The organism is Streptomyces sp. NPDC029292 (assembly GCF_055569295.1).
Genome location: NZ_JBVHXR010000029.1, coordinates 14,794 through 31,360, shown reverse-complemented (window position 1 = coordinate 31,360; position 16,567 = coordinate 14,794). Strand labels below are relative to the sequence as shown.

General features: G+C 73.0%; 13 protein-coding genes. 9 read left to right on the top strand and 4 right to left on the bottom strand.

The features are described from left to right. The first annotated feature begins 31 nt into the window (after window positions 1-31). A complete protein-coding gene (locus tag ACZ4WS_RS41940; RefSeq protein WP_467988561.1) occupies window positions 32-1,489 on the top strand; it encodes an aldehyde dehydrogenase family protein in 1,458 nt (485 codons plus the stop codon). Continuing rightward, window positions 1,486-3,981: an N-methyl-L-tryptophan oxidase gene (gene solA, locus ACZ4WS_RS41935; protein WP_467988560.1), complete on the top strand. Its 2,496-nt coding sequence runs from the start codon at window positions 1,486-1,488 to the stop codon at window positions 3,979-3,981. The genes ACZ4WS_RS41940 and solA overlap by 4 nt, the downstream gene beginning before the upstream one ends. Before the next feature lie 29 nt (window positions 3,982-4,010). Here the strand turns inward: solA and ACZ4WS_RS41930 are convergent, their stop codons facing one another. Beyond that, window positions 4,011-4,718 carry a GntR family transcriptional regulator gene (locus tag ACZ4WS_RS41930; RefSeq protein ID WP_467988558.1) on the bottom strand — a complete coding sequence of 236 codons (708 nt, stop codon included), beginning with the start codon at window positions 4,716-4,718 and terminating at the stop codon, window positions 4,011-4,013. A gap of 137 nt (window positions 4,719-4,855) precedes the next feature. Here ACZ4WS_RS41930 and ACZ4WS_RS41925 point away from each other — a divergent pair, with 137 nt between their 5' ends. From ACZ4WS_RS41925 to ACZ4WS_RS41895, 7 genes are all read left to right on the top strand, one after another. Beyond that, the gene (locus tag ACZ4WS_RS41925; protein ID WP_467988556.1) at window positions 4,856-5,509 is read left to right on the top strand and encodes a cyclase family protein; all 654 of its coding nucleotides are present in this window, start codon (window positions 4,856-4,858) and stop codon (window positions 5,507-5,509) included. Further along, the gene (locus ACZ4WS_RS41920) at window positions 5,506-7,089 is read left to right on the top strand and encodes a gamma-glutamyltransferase (RefSeq protein ID WP_467988554.1); all 1,584 of its coding nucleotides are present in this window, start codon (window positions 5,506-5,508) and stop codon (window positions 7,087-7,089) included. The genes ACZ4WS_RS41925 and ACZ4WS_RS41920 overlap by 4 nt, the downstream gene beginning before the upstream one ends. Next, on the top strand, window positions 7,086-9,053 hold the full coding sequence (locus tag ACZ4WS_RS41915) for a primary-amine oxidase (RefSeq protein ID WP_467988553.1): 1,968 nt from the start codon (window positions 7,086-7,088) through the stop codon (window positions 9,051-9,053). Before ACZ4WS_RS41920 ends, ACZ4WS_RS41915 begins: the two co-directional genes overlap by 4 nt. Continuing rightward, window positions 9,050-9,850 carry a hypothetical protein gene (locus ACZ4WS_RS41910; RefSeq protein WP_467988551.1) on the top strand — a complete coding sequence of 267 codons (801 nt, stop codon included), beginning with the start codon at window positions 9,050-9,052 and terminating at the stop codon, window positions 9,848-9,850. The genes ACZ4WS_RS41915 and ACZ4WS_RS41910 overlap by 4 nt, the downstream gene beginning before the upstream one ends. 86 nt (window positions 9,851-9,936) lie before the next feature. Beyond that, on the top strand, window positions 9,937-11,289 hold the full coding sequence (locus ACZ4WS_RS41905) for a Rieske 2Fe-2S domain-containing protein (protein ID WP_467988550.1): 1,353 nt from the start codon (window positions 9,937-9,939) through the stop codon (window positions 11,287-11,289). Between the two features lie 5 nt (window positions 11,290-11,294). Then, a complete protein-coding gene (locus ACZ4WS_RS41900; RefSeq protein WP_467988548.1) occupies window positions 11,295-12,731 on the top strand; it encodes a glutamine synthetase family protein in 1,437 nt (478 codons plus the stop codon). A 60-nt stretch (window positions 12,732-12,791) separates the two neighbouring features. Continuing rightward, window positions 12,792-13,760 (top strand): PDR/VanB family oxidoreductase, encoded by a 969-nt coding sequence (locus ACZ4WS_RS41895; protein WP_467988546.1) that lies wholly within the window; start codon window positions 12,792-12,794, stop codon window positions 13,758-13,760. 24 nt (window positions 13,761-13,784) lie between these two features. Here the strand turns inward: ACZ4WS_RS41895 and ACZ4WS_RS41890 are convergent, their stop codons facing one another. Genes ACZ4WS_RS41890 through ACZ4WS_RS41880 form a run of 3 tightly spaced genes read right to left on the bottom strand, consistent with a single transcriptional unit; the run spans window position 13,785 to window position 16,362 of the window. Beyond that, window positions 13,785-14,288 carry a RidA family protein gene (locus ACZ4WS_RS41890; RefSeq protein ID WP_467988544.1) on the bottom strand — a complete coding sequence of 168 codons (504 nt, stop codon included), beginning with the start codon at window positions 14,286-14,288 and terminating at the stop codon, window positions 13,785-13,787. After that, window positions 14,285-15,301, bottom strand: a complete 1,017-nt coding sequence (locus tag ACZ4WS_RS41885) for a phosphotriesterase family protein (protein WP_467988542.1) — start codon at window positions 15,299-15,301, stop codon at window positions 14,285-14,287. The genes ACZ4WS_RS41890 and ACZ4WS_RS41885 overlap by 4 nt, the downstream gene beginning before the upstream one ends. Before the next feature lie 41 nt (window positions 15,302-15,342). Next, complete coding sequence (locus ACZ4WS_RS41880; RefSeq protein WP_467988541.1) at window positions 15,343-16,362, bottom strand: phosphotriesterase family protein; 1,020 nt, start codon at window positions 16,360-16,362, stop codon at window positions 15,343-15,345. Between the last annotated feature and the right edge of the window lie 205 nt (window positions 16,363-16,567).

The window sequence follows — 16,567 nt, the reverse complement described above, 5'->3', positions numbered from 1 at the left end:
GGTGGGCGTCCCGCCCCAGAAGGAGAACACCTTGGACCCCAGCATCGCGATCCCCCGGCTGCCGGACTGCGAACCCATGCTCATCGGCGGCGAGTGGACGACGGGCACCGCGCGGGAGCGGATCCCGGTGCTCGACCCCGCCACCCGAGAGCAGCTCACGACCATCGCCCAGGCCGGACCCGAGGAGGTGTCCGCGGCAGTCGCGGCCGCCGGCGCCGCACACCGCGACGGCCGCTGGCGCGGACTGCCACCCCGGCAGCGACGTGACGTGCTGCTGCGCCTCGCCGACCTGGTGGAACGCGACGCCGAGCAACTGGCGGTCCTGGACACCCTGGACAACGGCAAGGCCATCGAGCGCGCCCGCGGCGACGTCGACCTCGGTCTGCAGGCCCTCCGCCACTTCGCCGGCACCCCGACCCGGCTGGCGGGCACCGTGCACGCAGGCGGTCCCGACCGGCACGTGTACAGCGTGCGCGAACCGGTCGGCGTGGTCGCCGCCGTACTGCCGTGGAACTTCCCCTTCATGATCGCCGCCTGGAAGATCGCCCCCGCCCTGGCCGCCGGCTGCACGGTCGTGGTCAAGCCGGCCGAGCAGACCCCGCTCACCGCGCTGCGGCTGGTCGCGCTCTGTCTGGAGGCGGGCGTGCCCGAGGGCGTGGTCAACGTGCTGACCGGTGACGGGCGTACGGGTGCGGAACTGGTCGGCCATCCCGGCGTCGCCAAGGTGTCCTTCACCGGGTCGACCGAGGTCGGGCGGCAGATCATGGCCGCGGCGGCCCCGTCGTTGAAGCGGCTCACGCTCGAACTGGGCGGCAAGTCCCCCAACATCGTCTTCGCCGACGCCGATCTGGACGCCGCCGTCCCGGCCGCCGTGCGTGCGGTGTTCGGCCACTCCGGACAGATGTGCACAGCAGGGAGCAGGCTGCTGGTGGAGCGCACGATCGTCAAGGAGCTGCTCGACCGGCTGGTGCCTGCGGTGGAGGCGCTGCGGATCGGCCCGGGTCTGGAAGGCGGCATCAACATCGGTCCTCTGGTGTCGCAGGAGCAGTACGACCGCGTCACCGGCTATGTCGAACTGGGCCGCGCCGAGGGCGCCGAGGTGGCCGTGGGCGGTGAACCGCTGCCCGGGGCGGGCTGGTTCGTGCGGCCGACGGTGTTCACCGGTGTCACCCCCGACATGCGGATCGCCCGGGAGGAGATCTTCGGCCCGGTCGCCACGGTCCTCCCCTTCGACAGCGAGGAGGAGGCGATAGCCCTGGCCAACGACAGCGACTACGGGCTCGCCGCCGGTGTGTGGACCGGCAGTCTGGCTCGCGCCCACCGCACCGCTGCCGCGCTGGAGGCCGGCACCGTGTGGGTCAACACGTACAACGAGTTCGACCCCGCCGTGGCCTTCGGCGGAATGAAGCAGTCCGGCCTCGGCAGGGACCTCGGCGACGCTGCCGTCGACGGGTTCACCGAGCTCAAGAGCGTGACGATCGCCCTGTGAGCGCCTCCGTGACGGCCGGAATCGCCGCCTCTCACCCGCAACCGCTGCCACCGCCCCCGCCCGCCCGGGCGCTGGACGTCGCGGCCGAACGCGCCCGCACCCCGGGCTGCGTCACCGGCCACCACTTCAACGCCGCCGGCGCGGCCCTGCTCGCCGACGGCACGGTCGAGGCGGTGATCGACCACCTGCGCGCCGAGAGCCTGTCCGGCGGCTACGAAGCCGCCAAACACGCGGCCCCCGCTCTGGAAGCCGTCTACGCGCGTACCGCCGAACTCCTCGGCGCCCGGCCGGAGGAGGTCGCCCTCGTCGAGAGCGCGACGGCCGGCTGGCAGCGCGCGGTGTCGGCGCTGCGGCTGCGCCCCGGCGACCGGGTGCTGGCCGCCCGCTCCAGCTACGTCAGCAGCGCCCTGCACCTGCTGTCCGTCGAACGCGACCACGGTGTCCGGGTCGAACTGCTGCCCAACGGTCCTGACGGAGCAGTTGACTTGGAGGCACTGGAGACGGCGCTGCGCGCTGGTCCCGCAGCCCTGGTCACCGCGGCCCATGTGCCGACCTCCTCGGGTCTGGTCGAACCCGCCGCCGGAATCGGCGCGTTGGCCGGCGCCCATGGTGTGCCCTTCCTGCTGGACGCGACCCAGTCGCTCGGCCAGTTGCCGGTCGACATGAGCGCCATCGGCTGCGACTTGCTCATCGGGACCGGCCGCAAGTTCCTGCGCGCCCCGCGCGGCACCGGGCTGCTCGCGGTCCGGCGCCCCCTTCTGGACCGGCTCGTCCCCGAGGCGCCCGATGTCCGAGGCGCCCTTTGGACCGCCGAGCGGAGCTGGGAACTGGTGCCGGACGCCAAGCGGTTCGAGCTGTGGGAGGCCGCGCATGCCCTGCGCCTCGGGCTGGGTGCCGCGCTGGCCGACCTCGGCGCGCTCGGCGTGGACACCGTCTCCCGGCACCTGGAGACGCTCGCCGCCGCACTGCGGGAACGCCTCGCCGCGCTGCCGGGCGTCCACGTCACCGACCCGTCGGCGGCGGGCGGCGCCATCGTCACCTTCGTGGTCGACGGGCTGGACGCCGCCGACGTACAACGCGAACTCGCCCTCCGCCGGGTCCATTTGATCGCGGTGCCGGCGGGACACGGCCGCTGGGACATGGATCCCCGGGGCCTCGTCAAGGTGGTCCGGGCCTCGGTGCACGTGTACAACGACGGGGCGGACCTGGATGCCCTGGTCGAGGCGGTGCGGGAGATCGTCCGCGTGCACGGCACGGCCTCGGCCTCGCAGGGCCCGGTGCCTGCGGTCGGCTCCGCAACGCCCTCACCGGCGCCCTCGGCAGCTCTGACGGCGTCCGTGTCTCCCGCCACAGACGCTGCCCCCGCGCCCCGTAGGGCGCACCGCGAATCCCGGTGCCGTGACGCGATCGTGGTCGGCCTCGGCGTGCACGGCAGTGCCGCCCTGCGTCGGCTTGCCCTGCGCGGACTCGACGTCCTGGGGCTGGAGCAGTACGCCCTGGACCACGACCTGGGGTCCTCGCACGGTGCAACCCGGATGATCCGCCGCGCCTATCCCCACCCCGACTGGGACGGTCTGGTCGACACCGCCTACCGGGCCTGGGAGGAGCTGGAGGACGCCGCGAAGACCCAACTGGTCGACATCACCGGGGGGTTGTACGCGGCGCCGGCGGACCGCCCCGATCCGCTGCGCGGCCCCGGCTGCCGGCAGGTCGACGCCGAGGAGGCGGCGCGGATCTTCCCGGGGCTGCGGCTGCCTGCCGGATTCGGCGCGGTGCACGACCCACGGGCGGGGATCATCGACGCACAGGAGACTCTGCGGGCCCAACTGGGGCTGGCCGAACGGTCGGGAGCGGCGCTGGTGGACCGCACTCGGGTCGTCGACTGGGAGCCGGACGGCGACGAGGTCGTGGTGCGCACCGGCGAGAGCGTGCTGCGCACCCGCCGTCTCGTGCTGTGCACCGGCCCCTGGACAGCAGCCCAAGTGCCGTCGCTGGCACCGCATCTGACGGTCATTCGTATCGTCAACGCCTACTTCGCCGCCGACCCGGCGGGGCCGTTGGGCCCGTCCGGTCTGGGCAGCTTCTCGGTGGATCTGCCGCAGGGGCTGCTGTACGGGTTCCCCGCGGCCGACGGCCGCGGCCTCAAGGCGGGCCTGGACAGCGGCCCGCCCTGGGATCCGCAGGCGCCCCGTCCCCCGGCGACCGAGGGGGAACTCGCCCTGCTCGCCGAGGCGGTGGCCCAGGTGCTGCCCGGGGCCGGCCCGGTGACCGAGAGCCTGACGTGCCTCTACACGATGACGGCCGACCGGCGTTTCGTGGTCGGCGAGGTGCCAGGAGTGCCTCAGGTGCTGGTGGCGTCGGCCTGCTCGGGACACGGTTTCAAGTTCGGACCGGCGATCGGCGAGGCAATGGCCGATCTCGTGTGCGGGACCGCCCGCCCGGACCTGGACTTCCTGTCCCCGGCCCGGCTGTTTCCCGGTGGCGCCCGGTGAGGGGCCCCACCGGGTCGCCCGGGGCCCTCTCAACCGTGGAAGACGGTCTGGGAGCGGCGCTCGTACCAGGCCGTCAGGTGCTCGCCGGAGCTGATGACATGCTCGCGCATGGCCTCCTGAGCACGGTCGGCGTCCCGCGCGGCCAGGGCATCGATGACGGCCTCGTGCTGGCGGATGTTCAGCTGCCGGTGGCGCTCGTCACCGGCGAGGGCGAGCGAGGAGACATTGCGCGGGAAGCTCTCGTTGATCCGGTCGATCATCCGGCTCAGCCAGGGGTTGTCGGCCGCCTCGCAGACGACGGTGTGGAAGCAGTCGTTGGCCGCCGTGGTGGCGGGGCTGCCGCCGCCCGCCTCCTCGCCGGCGGCGGCCCGCTCCGCGGTCTCGCGCAGGACGGCGTTGTGCTCGCGCAGTTCGCTGAGCTGGCGTTCCGTGATGCGGGAGGCGGCGCGCCGGGCGGCCAGTCCCTCCAGTTCAGCGCGCACCTCGTACGCCTGGCGCACCTCCCAGGGAGCGGGCACCCGAACCACCGCACCGCGGTTGGGCTGCATCTCGATCAGCCCGCCGTTCTGCAGCTGACGCAGCGCCTCGCGCACCGGCGTGCGGCTGACTCCGAACTCGGTGGCCAGCGCCGCCTGGCGCAGCGGTTTACCGATCGCCAGCTCGCCGTTCATGATCCGCGCGCGGATGCGGGCCGCGATGTCGTCGACGAGGGGGCCGTCGCCAGTCTGGGGCGTCATCGGAGTCGGTCAAGCCCTTCTTGGGGTCGGTCGGAGGGTGCGCGGTGGTGGAGCAGTTTCGCACGCTGCCACCGACGTCCACAGTCGTTGATTTTTGGATCCACTTCTATCGTAACCGCATCCAATAGGAGCAGCGCATGAATCTGGATTTCGCCAAGGCCATCGACGTGTCGGTCCCGATCCACCCCGGGATGCTCCACTGGGGCCGCCGCCCCGAGATGGAGATCGTGGAGTCCCGCACCGCCGGCGACCCCTCCAACGTGAGCCGATGGCGCATCGGCGCCCACACCGGCACCCACATCGACGCTCCCGCCCACTTCATCGACGGCGGAAAGACGGTCGACCGGCTCGATCTGTCCGCCCTCAACGGCAGCGCGAGGGTGCTGGACCTGACGCATGTGAAGGAGCAGATCACCGCCGCCGACCTCGACGCGGCCGGCCTCGGCGACGAAGAGCGGGTCCTGCTGCGCACCAGCAACTCGGAGGGGGTGCTGCGCAGTCCGTGGAAGGCCCGGCAGTGGGTCGGACTGGCCCCGGACGGCGCGGAACGCCTCATCGAGGCCGGGGTGCGCACCGCGGGCATCGACTACCTGAGCATCGAGGCCGTCGCCTACACCACCCACTGGGAGACCCACCAACTGCTGTGCGCCGCAGACGTGTTGATCCTCGAAGTGGTCGACCTGCTGTACACACCGGCCGGTGTGTACGACATGCTCTCCCTGCCCGTGCCCTTGCAGGGCGCCGAGGCCGCCCCGTCGCGCACCGTGCTCCTGCCGCGGGACGAGGCGTGAGAGCCGCCTCCCGGCTGATCGTGGCCGCACCGCACCCGGCGGCGCTGGCGGCCGCCCGGCAGGCGGCCGAGCGAGGCGGCAACGCGGTGGACGCCGCGCTGGCGGCGGCCGCCGCCCTCACCGTCGTCTACCCCCACCAGTGCTCTCTGGGTGGCGACTTGATCGCACTCGTCCACTCCCCCGGCGGCACGGTGCGCGCGGTGGTGTCGGCCGGGGCCGCCGCGCAGGCCGTCGACGTCGACGCGCTGCGCGCCGCGGACCGGCGGATGCCCGCGCAGGGGCCGCAGACGGTGACCGTGCCCGGCGTGGTGGCCGGCTGGACCGCGCTCGCCGAAGCCCACGGCACTCCGGGCGCTCTGGCCGCCGCCCTGCGGGACGCCGCCTCGCTGGCGGAGGACGGTGCCACCGTCTCGGCGGGTCTGGCGCGCGCCATGCGTGAGCGGGCCCCGCAGATCGCCACGGACCCCGGGCTCAGCGCGCTGCTGACCGGCCCCGACGGCGCACCGCTCGGCGAGGGCGACCCGCTCCCCCAGCCACGGTTGGCCGCCGTACTGCGGGCGCTTGCGGACGATCCGTCGTCCTTCTACCGGGGAGCGGTCGCCGAGGCACTGGCGGACGGGCTGCGCCGAGCCGGGAGCCCACTGACCGCGAGCGACCTGGCGGCCCACCACGCGGAAAACGTCGAGCCGTTGGCGCTGGACGTGGCCGGCACCCGTTGGTGGACCTCGCCGCCGCCCAGCCAGGGCGCGAGCCTACTGGCCGTACTGGAGACCGCGGCCGCGGCTGCGAAGCTCCCCGAGCCGGACCGGACCGGTGCCCTCGTAGCCCGCTGCCAGGACGTGTCGGCGGCCCGTGACCGGCTGTTGGGCGATCCGCGCGGCGCGGAGGTGGACCTCGACGGCCTGCTGCGACCGGCGCCGCTCGCCGGTGCACAACCACCGAAGCCGCCCTTCCGGCCCGCCGGGGACACCGTCGCGATCACCGCCGTGGACTCCTCAGGGCTGGCCGTCTCCCTGATCCAGAGCGTCTACCAGACCTTCGGCTCTGGCATCTGCGAGCCGGACACCGGCATCGTGCTGCACAACCGTGGCTCGGCATTCAGCCTGCTGCCCGGCCACCCGGCCCTCATCGGCCCCGGGCTGCGGCCCCCGCACACCCTGTGCCCCGTGCTCGGCCGGTCCGCCGACCTGCTGCTCGCGGCCGGCTGCCAGGGCGGCCGGGCCCAGCCGCAGATCCTCGCCCAGACGGTGCCCGACCTGATGGACCCGGCCGCCGAACCGGCCGTCGTTCTGGACCGCCCGCGGTGGGTGGTCGGCGCACGCGACATCGGCCACGAGACGCAGACGCTGCTGGCCGAGCCCGCTTCCGTCCCCGCCTCCACGACCGCCTTCCTGTCGGGAGTGCCGATCGTCGTCGCGCCCGGACGCACCGATCTGGCCGGCCACACCCAGGCTGTACGGCTGGCCGCCGACGGCCTGTTGGACGGCGCCTCCGATCCGCGTGCCGACGGCGGCACCGTGCTGCACGGCCCGGCCGAAGCAGATCTCTCCAGCCACACCCCGGAAGGAAACACCCAGTGAGCACCCTCGCCCCCGAACCCGTACCGGCCGACGTACCGCACCCGCTGGACCCCCTCACCGCCGCCGAACTGGCCACGGCTGCAAAGGTGTTGCGAGCCGACACCCGGGTCACCGACGACGCACGCTTCTGGGGCGTGACCCTGGACGAGGACCATGCCCGCCGCGCCGCTCCCGGCGAGGCCCGGCGGGCCCGCGCGGTCGTGATCTGCCCCTCCGCGCACCTCGCCTACGAGGTCGATCTCGAACTCGGCGACAAGCCACAGGGCACCGCCTGGCGTGAGCTGGACGTGCGCAGTCCGGGCTGTTCCTCCGAGGAGGCCCGGCAGGCCGCGGCCGCGTGCCGCGCGGACCCACGCTTCCGGGAGGCGCTGGCGCTGCGCGGCATTCACGACGTGTCACTCGTGATGGTGGACCCGGAGTCGATCGGCGGCTTCGAACCGCCCGAGTACGCGAGCCGCCGACTGACCTGGGGCAGCGTCTGGCACCGCACCTCCGAGGACGACAACGGCTACGCCCGCCCGGTGCAGGGCGTGGTGCCGATCATCGATATGGAGTCCATGGAGATCCTGCACATCGAGGACCACGGCGTGGTCCCGCTGTCGGAGGAGTCCGGGGTGTTCTCGGCGGAGACGGTGGCGGAGCGGCCGGGTCTGAAGCCGCTGGAGGTGGTCCAGCCCGAGGGGCCCAGTTTCACCGTCACCGGGCAGCGGATCGACTGGCAGGGCTGGTCGGTGCGGGTCGGCTTCACCCACCGCGAGGGCCTGGTGCTGCACGACCTGACCTTCGATGCGGCCGGCAAGGGCCCGCGGCAGGTGATCCGGCGTGCGGCCGTCAACGAGATGTACGTTCCCTACTTCGACGCCGCCTCCACCCAGTACCGCAAGAACTTCTTCGACTGGGGCGAGTACGGCGCGGGTCCGCTCACCAACTCCCTGGCCCTCGGTTGTGACTGTCTGGGCGTCATCCAGTACTTCGACGCCGCGATACTCGGCGGCGACGGCGTCCCCCGGCTGATTCCCAACGCCGTCTGCGTGCACGAGGAGGACGACGGCATCCTGTGGAAGCACCACGACGGCCGCACAGGCCGCACGGAGGTGCGCCGTTCCCGCCGTCTCATCATCTCGGCGTTCGCCACCGTGGCCAACTACGACTACGGCTTCTACTGGTCGCTGTACCAGGACGGCTCGGTGATGCTGGAGATCAAGATGACCGGCATCCTCTCCGCCACCGGCGTGGAGGAGGACGAGGAGACCCCCTACGCACGGCGGGTCGCCCCGAACGTCGCGGTCACCAACCACCAGCACTTCTTCAGCGTCCGCCTCGACATGGCGGTGGACGGCCCCCGCAACCGGCTGGTCGAGGTCACCGCCGAGCACGAGACCGACCCGGCGCTGGACCCGTACGGCAACGCGGCCCGGACCGTGCTGCGTCCGATCCTCAGCGAGGCGGAGGGCGGCCGGCGCACCGATCCGTCACGGGCGCTGCACTGGCGGGTGGAGAGCACCGAGGCCCGCAACCGGATGGGCGAGCCGACGGCGTACCGGGTGCACCTGGAGAACACGGCGGTGCTGCCGGTGCGGGAGGACAGTGTGTGCGCCCGCCGGGCCCCGTTCGTGGGCCGGCAGTTGTGGGCGACCGCCTACGACCCGGACCGGCGGTTCGTCGCCGGTGAGTACCCCAATCAGGCCGAGCCGGGCGCGGACGGCGTGCACAAGTGGCAGGAGGAGGACCGGTCGCTGGACGGTACGGACCTGGTGCTGTGGGCCACCGTCGGCTCGCACCACTTCCCGCGCCCCGAGGAGTGGCCGGTGATGCCGGTGGCCAGGGCGCGGCTGCGGCTGGAGCCCGACGGGTTCTTCGACCGCAACCCGGCCCTGGATGTGCCCGCGCCCGTCTCCTGCCATGCGCCGCGGCCCGCGGCGGCCGGTCACGGGTCCGGGGCGCCGGACCAGTGCTGCGGATGAGGCGGGCCCGTCCGGCGGCGGGGCCGGCGGTCGTGGCGGTGGCGGTGGCGCTCGCGACGGTCTCCGTCACGTCCGGCGGCGGCGCGGCGCACGAGCACTCCGCCGGTCACCCCGCCGTTGGCGCCGTCGGCCTGCTCGCCGCGGCGCTGGCGTTCACCCTCGCCGTGAGCTGGCCCGCCCTCCGGGTGGCGCTGCGGCCCGAGCGGCGCCGTTTGACGCGCCGGGGCCTGTTGGTGACGGTGACCGCCGCCGTGGTCCTGGCGACTCCCCTGCTCCGGTCACAGCCGGTCGGCGGGAGCGACCCGCACCTGTGGGCGATGGCGCGGTTCGAACTGCTGGCAGGCCTCGGGCCCGCGCTGCTCGGGTACGCCGTCCACGCGACCGACACCACCGGGCGCCCCCGTCCGCGCCGTCCGGAAGCGGCGTGGGGTGCCCTGGCCTGGACGGTCTCGGCGTACGCCTGGCACCTGCCGCCCCTGCACGCACTGGGCGGTCCGGCAGCGGAGGCCGCCCGCGGCACGTGCTGGATCGTGTCGGGACTGCTGCTGTGGCTCCCGGCGCTCGGACCCGGCAACCCGCCCCGCGGCCCCCTCCTGGCGGCTCATCTCGCCGCCGTTCCGCTGGGGTTGGCCATGCTGCTGACGGGTCGCCCCGGTGCCGGACTGCTCATGCTGACGGCGGACGCCGCGATGGCGGGGTGCCTGCTGCGCGGGCGGTTCGCCCGCCGCGCGTTCCGGGCTGTTACACCCGCAAATATGGGATCCAATTTCTGGATGTCCGGTTCCTCCAAGCGTTGACGTGGCGGGGAGACCGGCGCTCCCGCCCTCCTTCCGGCCCCTCTCCCCCGGGCCCACGGGCCCCGAGCAGGACAGAAAGGCGCCCCATGCGCGAGCAAGAAAACCAACGGCTCACCCGAACGGGACCGGCCACTCCGGCCGGGGAATGGATGCGCCGCTACTGGCAGCCCATCGCCCTCAGCGAGGAACTCGACGGCGTACGGCCCCTGGTGGCGCCCAAGGTGATGGGTCAGGACCTGGTGCTGTTCCGCGACGACAGCGGCGAACTCGGTCTCGTCGACCGCGGCTGCCCGCACCGCGGCGCCGACCTGGCGCTCGGCCGGCTGGAGGACGGCGGGCTGCGCTGCTGCTTCCACGGCTGGCTCTTCGGCCGCGACGGCTCCTGTCTGGACACGCCCGCCGAACCGGAGGGGAGCGCGCTCGCCTCCCGGGTCCGGCTGGGCAGTTATCCGGTGCGCGAGATCAACGGGATCGTCTGGGGCTACCTCGGCCCCGGCGAACCGCCCGAACTGCCCGCCCTGGACTGCTTCCGGGCGCCCGCCGACCACGCCTTCGCCTGGAAGGGCCTGCTGGAGTGCAACTGGCTCCAGGCCCTGGAGGTCGGCATCGACCCCGCCCACGCCTCCTACCTCCACCGCTTCTTCCAGGACGAGGATCCCGAGGACAGCTACGGCAAGCAGTTCCGCGCCGCCTCCCAGGGCACCGACCTGCCGATGACGAAGATCCTGCGCGAGTACGGCAAACCCGACATCGATGCCGTCCGCACCCCGTACGGCATCCGAATCACCGCCCTGCGCACCCTCGACGGTACGGACACCCGGGGCCTGCCGATGGACGGCACCCGTACCCATGTCCGCATCACCCACCAGGTCTTCCCGCATGCCTTCCATATCCCGCTCGACGCGGAGACGGCGATCACCCAGTGGCACGTGCCGATCGACGACACATCCAGCTACTGGTACGCACTGTTCACCAGCGTCGGCGGTCCGGTGGACCAGGAGGAGATGCGCCGGCAGCGGGTCGGCGCGGTCACCCTGCCCGACTACCGGCCGCGCTTCGACCGCGCGAACGGCTACGGCTACGACCCGGCGGAACAGCTGACGACCACGTACACCGGTCTGGGCACCGACATCAACGTGCACGACCAGTGGGCGGTGGAGGGTCAGGGTGCCGTCCAGGACCGTACCCGCGAACACCTGGGCCGGTCCGACAAGGCCATCGTGATGTACCGCCGGATGCTCGGCGAGGCCATAGCCGCGGTCGAGCGCGGCGACGACCCACCCCTGGTGCTGTCCCCCGAGGACGCCGGCCGGATCCAGGGACCGGTGACTCTCGACGGCATCGGCCCCACCGAGGGCTGGCAGCAGCACTGGGCGGCCGCCGCCGCCAAACGGCGCGCCGACAGCAGCTGGGCGCAGCCGCTGGGAACGGACGGCTGAACGGCATGGGATTCATCGAACGCCACGGCCTGTGGAGCGCCGAACAGGCCACCGCAGCACGGGAGATACACGCACGCGCCGAGGGCGGCGGCATGACGATGGTGCGGCTGGTCTTCGCCGATCAGCACGGTCTGCTGCGCGGCAAGACCGTCACCATGGGCGAACTGCCCAACGTGCTGCGCGACGGCACCGGGATCGCCTCGTCCCTGCTCGCCAAGGACACCTCGGGGCGGACCGTCTTCCCGTTGTTCACCAAGGAGACGCCGCTCGGACTGCCCGAACTGCGCGGCGCCGCCGACATGGTCATGGTGCCCGACCCGCTGACCTTCCGGATGCTGCCCTGGTCGCCGGGAACGGGCTGGCTGCTGTGCGACCTGCGCTTCACCTCCGGCGCGCCGGTCCCGCTGTGCACGCGCGGGCTGCTGCGCTCGGTCCTCGATCAGACCGAGGGGCTGACCTACCGCACCGGTCTGGAGGTGGAGTTCCACCTCTTCCGGCTCGACGACCCCCGCCTGGGTCCCGGTGATCTCGGCCAGCCCGGCGCCGCACCCGAGGTCGGCATGCTCAACCACGGCTACCAGTACCTCAGCGAGTTGCGGTACGACGAACTCGACCCCATCCTCGACATCCTCCGCTCGAACATCGAGGGCCTGGGGCTGCCGCTGCGCAGCCTGGAGGTGGAGTTCGGCCCGAGCCAGGTGGAGCTGACCCTCCAGCCCGCCGACGGACTGGGCACGGCCGACGCGATGGTGCTGCTGCGCAGCGCCGTCAAGCAGGTCGCCGCCCGCCACGGCCACCACGCCACGTTCATGTGCCGCCCCCATCTGCCAGGGGTGTTCTCCAGCGGCTGGCACCTGCACCAGAGCGTACTGCGGGACGGCGTGGGCGTCTTCGCCCCCGAGGACGGGGGCCGCGCCGTGTCCGGGCCACCACTGTCACCGTACGGGACCGCCTTCCTCGGCGGACTGCTGCGGCATGCGCGGGCCACGAGCGCGTTCTCCACTCCCACCCTCAACGGCTTCAAGCGCTTCCGCTCGCTGTCACTGGCTCCCGACCGCGCGGTGTGGGGGCGCGACAACCGCGGGGCGATGGTGCGCGTGCTGGGTGACGGGCCGTCATCAGTACGGCTGGAGAACCGGATCGGGGAGCCCGCGGCCAATCCCTACCTCTACCTCGCCTCCCAGCTCGCCGCCGGTCTTGACGGTGTCGCGGGCGGCCTCGACCCCGGTCCCGCGGCCGACGAGCCGTACGCCACCCGGGCCGAACCGCTGCCCCGTTCGCTGGGCGAGGCCCTCGACGCGCTGGAGGCGGACGAGTCGCTGGCGGCCCGCCTCGGCAAGGACTTCGTCTCCTACTACGCGAGTATCAAGCGCGCCGAGATCACCCGCTTCGACCAGGAGGTCACCGACTGGGAGCAGCGGGAGTACTTCCGTGTCTTCTGACGCCTTCCGCGGGCGCAGCGTCCCGTGCCCCCGCCCCCTCCCCGCGCCGACGGAGTGCCCATGACCTCACCCACCACCGAACGTCTCCTGGTCCAACAGGCCCGCTGGGTCGCCCGCGACGTGCTGGAGCTGCGGCTGACCCTGCCCGCCGGCGGCGCCCTGCCGGCGTGGGCACCCGGGGCGCACGTGGAACTGACCCTGCCCTCCGGGCTGCGGCGGGCCTACTCGCTGTGCGGGGACGTGGCGGACACCGAGGCGTGGACGGTCGCCGTGCACCGCGTACCCGACGGGCGCGGCGGCTCACAGGAGATCCACGACGCCGCCCTGGTGGGCCGGGAACTGGAGGTGCGCGGGCCGGTCAACCGCTTCCCGCTGGTGCCCGCGGCGGGCTATCTGCTGCTGGCCGGCGGCATCGGCGTCACCCCGCTGCTGCCGATGGCCCGCGAACTCACCGCCCGCGGCCTGCCCTGGCGGCTGGTCCTGGGCGCCCGCGACCGGTCCCGTCTCGTGTACGCCAAGGAGCTGGTGGCGTTGGGCGGGGACCGGGTACTGCTCGTGCCGCAGGACGAGGCGGGCCTGCCGGACCTGGCTGACGAGCTCGCCGCCGTCCCGCCCACGCACGCCGTCTACGCCTGCGGCCCACAACCGATGCTCGACGCGGTAACGGCCCTGTGCCGCACGGCGGACCCGGCGCGGGCACCGTACCTGGAACGCTTCACCGCGGCCGACGGCGAGGTCCCGGAACAATCCGGCGCGCGCAGCGGGGAGTTCGAGGTGGTGCTGAGCCGTTCGGGCCTGCGGATGACCGTGCCCGCCGACCGATCCGTGCTGGACGTCGTCCGGGAGAAGCTGCCGGACGTGCCCTACTCCTGCGAGGAAGGCTACTGCGGCAGCTGCGAGACGCCGGTCACGGCCGGACTCCCGGACCACCGCGACACGGTGATCGAGCCGTCCGAACGTCCCACCGCCACCACGATGATGATCTGCGTGAGCCGCTGCGACTCCCCGGTGCTGGAGCTCGACCTCTAGATCTCTCCCCGTCGGCGACCGACCTCAGTCGGCCGAGTCGGCTTCGACCGTCAGCCAGAGTTCGAAGCAGTTGCCGCGGGCCAGTTGCATCACGCCGATCGCCGCACGGCCGCCCACCCCCGCCTCGTGTCCGAAGACCTCGGTGAACACGTCGGTGGCCCCGGAGGCGACCTGGTGGACCTCCTCGAACTCGGGCGTGCACACCACGAAGCACAGGGCGCGGGCCACGGCCGTGACGCGGTCCAGGGACCCCAGGGCGAGCCGGAGGCCGCCCAGGGCGTTGACCGCAGCCATACGGGCCGCCTCCCGGCCCTGCACCAGGGACACATCGGCTCCCAGCCGCCCCGGGTGCAGGAGGGTACCTGCGCGGTCCTCAGGGGTGAATCCGCTGAGAAGGACCAGGCGCCCGCTGCGGTGGAACGCCTTGACGGTGCCGTACCGGCCGCCGTACGGCGGGTCGGCGTAGTCGGGGATGCGCAGACCGAGCCGTGCGGCGCGGGCCTCGGCGCCCTCGGCGGGGCGGCTCACGGACGGTCCAGCAAGCGGCGCGGAGTGTCGACCAGGATGCGGCGCAGCACCTCGGGACCGGCCAGCTTCTCCAGCGCGGGCGCGATGCGGCGGAACAGGTGCTCGTAGCCGTAGCCGCCGTTGTGCAGCAGGTGGGACTGCGTCCACACGTCGCAGCCGATCACCAGCTGGTCCTGGTGGCCTTCCGAGAGCAGCCAGGCGGCCATGTCGAGTCGCTCGTGGTCGGCGGGCGAACGCAGGTCGGGGCTGCCGTAGGAGAAGTCCGTGCCGAAGGTGTCGTACTCCAGGACGGCTCCGGTCTGGGCGACGTCCTTGTGGTAGGCGCGGTCCAGCACCTCGTCCATGTGGCTGAGCACGATGCGGTCGGCGGACATGCCCTCGGACAGCAGGAGTTCGACGAGGGACAGGGCGTCCTGTCCGCGGAAGGAGAGGTGCACGTTGACCGCGCAGCCGGTCTCGGCGGCGGCCCGGCCCGCGGCGGCGACCACGCGCAACTCGCCCTCGGTCGGCGGGTGGTTGGTGCCCAGCTCCCCGATCAGGGCGGGCTTGATGCCGGTGCCGTCGATGCCGTCGCGCAGGTCGGTCAGGAGCTTGGCCGCGAGAGTGTCCGCGTCGGCGGTGCGGACGTCTTCGGGGTGGGTGGCGTCGACGTACCAGCCGGTGCCGACGCAGATGGTGACGCCGCTGCGGCGCGAGATGTCCGGGAGTTCCGCCAAGCGGCGGCCCATGCCGCGCAGGGTCAGTTCCACGACGGCGGCGCCGCCCGCCTGCCGCAGCGCGGTCATCTCGGCGACGGCCACGCCGGGGTCGTGCAGGACCAGGTTGTGCGGGACGGACAGGGCGTTCCAGCGCAGTCGGGCCATGTCCTGCGGACGGATGGGCCCGGTCAGCGGGGGTTCGCCGGGCGGGGCGGGACGTGCCCACAGGCTGAGGTCGCTGAGCAGGTGTTCGTGCATGGAGGTCGGGCCGAGCGCGGCGGCGTCGACGGGGCCGAGAACGGTGTGGACGGGCATGGATGGCCTTTCGTGTGCGGGAACGGCGCGTCGGCGCCGGTTCAGTCGGACGGCGCGGGCCGGTCCAGCAGGCGGCGGGGCACGTCGACGAGCAGGGTGTCGAGCTGTTGTCGGGGGATGCCGCGGCCGCGCAGGGCGGGCACGATCCGGCGCAGGAGGTGGTCGTAGCCCATGCCGCCGTAGCGACGCAGCTGAGTCTTGGTCCACACGGAGCAGCCGAGCACCATGCGGTCGGCGAACCCGTCGGCGAGGAACTCCTCGACGGCGTCGAGGCGTTCGGCGTCGGTGGCGTCCTTGTAGCCGTCCCGGTAGTAGGCCTCGTTGCCGAAGCACCACTCCAACGTGGCTCCGGCGGAGGCCAGTTCACGCAGGTAGGGCGGGTCGATGTACTCGTCGACATTGCCGAGGACGACCCGCTCGGCCGGCAGTCCGGCGGATGCCAGCACCTCCAGTACGTCGAAGCCCAGCCGGGCCCCGGGATCGAGCCGGACGCCGACGGCAGCGCCGCAGCGCGCGGCCGCCCGCCCGGCGGCACGCAGCATGCGGTGTTCGGCCGGGTCGACGGGTGCGCCGGTGCCGATGATGCCGAGGAGTGCGGCCCGGTAGGTGACGCCGGGGATGCGGTCGGTGAGCGCCCGGTGGAAGTGCTCCTCGAGGGCCGGTTCGTCGAGCGCGCGCAGCCAGTCCGGATGGGAACGACCCAAATAGGCCCCGTACCCGGCGACGACGTGCAGCCCCGACGCCCGCGACAGGGCGGGAAGTTCGGCGTGCCGCGGGCCGAGTCCCCAGGTGGTCAGGTCGACCACGCAGGACTGGCCCAGCGCCCGGGCGGGCTGCAGTTCCGCGACGGCGGTGTCGGGGTCGTCCAGAACGAGGTTGTCCTCCAGCGCGAGCAGGTTCCAGCGCATGAATCCCAGGTTTTCCATGGTGACCCTGGGGTCGGCGGGCAACGGTTCGCGCGGCGGCCGGTGCAGGACGCGGCTGTCACTCAGCAGGTGTTCGTGCATGGAGGTCGGGCCGAGCGCGGCGGCGTCGACGGGGCCGAGAACTGTTTCGATCATGCCGAGTCCTCCACGGTGGTTCCCCTGGCAGGTACGTCCTCGCTGTGCCGTGCGGTGTGGCGGTGAACCGGCGCGCCGGGTGTGCTCATGGGGCGGTTGACTCTCGGCTCATGGGTGCGGTTTCCCTTCCGGCTCATGGGGCGGCTCCCGTCCGGTGGGGGGGGGGGGGGGGTGGGGGGGGGGGGGGGGGGGGCGAGGAGGAGGG

What these genes read in the sequence shown, in the direction of transcription:
- ACZ4WS_RS41925 (WP_467988556.1), top strand. Translation starts at nt 4,856, where the DNA reads ATGAATCTGGATTTCGCCAAGGCCATCGACGTGTCGGTCCCGATCCAC.
- ACZ4WS_RS41910 (WP_467988551.1), top strand. Translation starts at nt 9,050, where the DNA reads ATGAGGCGGGCCCGTCCGGCGGCGGGGCCGGCGGTCGTGGCGGTGGCG.
- ACZ4WS_RS41930 (WP_467988558.1), bottom strand. Translation starts at nt 4,718, where the DNA reads ATGACGCCCCAGACTGGCGACGGCCCCCTCGTCGACGACATCGCGGCC.
- ACZ4WS_RS41885 (WP_467988542.1), bottom strand. Translation starts at nt 15,301, where the DNA reads ATGCCCGTCCACACCGTTCTCGGCCCCGTCGACGCCGCCGCGCTCGGC.
- ACZ4WS_RS41905 (WP_467988550.1), top strand. Translation starts at nt 9,937, where the DNA reads ATGCGCGAGCAAGAAAACCAACGGCTCACCCGAACGGGACCGGCCACT.
- ACZ4WS_RS41880 (WP_467988541.1), bottom strand. Translation starts at nt 16,362, where the DNA reads ATGATCGAAACAGTTCTCGGCCCCGTCGACGCCGCCGCGCTCGGCCCG.
- ACZ4WS_RS41900 (WP_467988548.1), top strand. Translation starts at nt 11,295, where the DNA reads ATGGGATTCATCGAACGCCACGGCCTGTGGAGCGCCGAACAGGCCACC.
- ACZ4WS_RS41895 (WP_467988546.1), top strand. Translation starts at nt 12,792, where the DNA reads ATGACCTCACCCACCACCGAACGTCTCCTGGTCCAACAGGCCCGCTGG.